Origin of the sequence: Streptococcus equinus (assembly GCF_900104225.1) — a bacterium.
Classification (GTDB): domain Bacteria; phylum Bacillota; class Bacilli; order Lactobacillales; family Streptococcaceae; genus Streptococcus; species Streptococcus equinus_D.
Genome location: NZ_FNJK01000020.1, coordinates 1 through 1,074, shown reverse-complemented (window position 1 = coordinate 1,074; position 1,074 = coordinate 1). Strand labels below are relative to the sequence as shown.

2 protein-coding genes are annotated in these 1,074 nt (G+C 36.2%); both read right to left on the bottom strand.

Annotated features, from left to right (window positions below; all coding sequences use genetic code 11):
• The coding region (locus tag BLP98_RS09285) for a hypothetical protein (protein WP_142349380.1) at positions 1–296 on the bottom strand (296 nt) is incomplete at its 3' end.
• A gap of 190 nt (positions 297–486) precedes the next feature.
• Positions 487–1,074 (bottom strand): Imm59 family immunity protein (locus BLP98_RS09280; RefSeq protein ID WP_074483005.1); only part of this gene is annotated, 588 nt, incomplete at its 5' end.

Here is a 1,074-nt window from a genome sequence, read left to right as displayed (position 1 = left end):
ATCACATTGTTCCAAGCACCAGTCACATCGGCTTCAACCCATTGAGGTGTTTTTTGCTTAAATAAGGTATTTCCACCCCATTCAATTCCTTCGAAAGCTAGTTGGCCAAGTTGAGCAGCGCCAAGGGCTAGTTGGTCAATGGTTTTACAAACACCATCGACAAAACCTAAGGCTGTCAGAGCTACCGATTTGTCAAGTTGTCTACCAAAAAAGTCCCAGTTTTGTTTTTCTAATGTTTTACGAGTTCCTTCAAAGAAATTGGCGCCTAAGTCTGCTTGACTTTGTAACCAGGCCACCACGGGATGCTGTTTAGCCCACTCTTTTCTGGCTTTTTGTTCAGCTTGTTCTTTAGCTAGTTTTTCTTGTTGTGTGATTTGTTTGTCAACAGATTTGATGCTTTTAGCGAAATTGACATTACTAAAAGGAGTAGGAGAAATCAGCAGATTTCATAGAAAGAGACGCAAAATGCGTCTCGAGGTTATTCATTTAGCTTAGCACAATTTCTAAAATAATTCCTCTTTCGGAAAGATTTTGTTGTTGTTTTTTCATGAATCGCATACCATTTTCACTAGGATGGTGTCTGAAACCAACTTGGATAATAATTTTATCAAAGTTTTCTCCACATTTTGAAACATAGCATTTTCCATCAATGTATTCGAGATAAGTATTTAGTTTTTCCTCTAATTTTTGTAAATGCTCTTTTTCAGAAGTTCCTTCCCACTGATTTTCATCAAGGATAATGAGCTCTAAATTTCCATCTTCAATGTCGCAATAGTCAATAACTGTCGTAAACATTTCAATCGGTTTGTAATCAGACCAAAGTGGAGAGTAGTATATTGGCTGTTTACCATCTTCAACTTTCCATCGATTTATTTCTATTGTTAAATCTAATAATTCGATAAATTTGTCTTTTGCTGAATTAAAATCTACAAATTCGTATTTTCCCCTCACTGAAGCGCGATCCATTGTTGCATAAACTTGATAAACTTGTTTTGTTTTATCGTAATCAATGCGGGTCTCCCATTCATGAGGATTCCCTGCCTCAAAAATAGAATAGCGCAAAGTTTGATAATT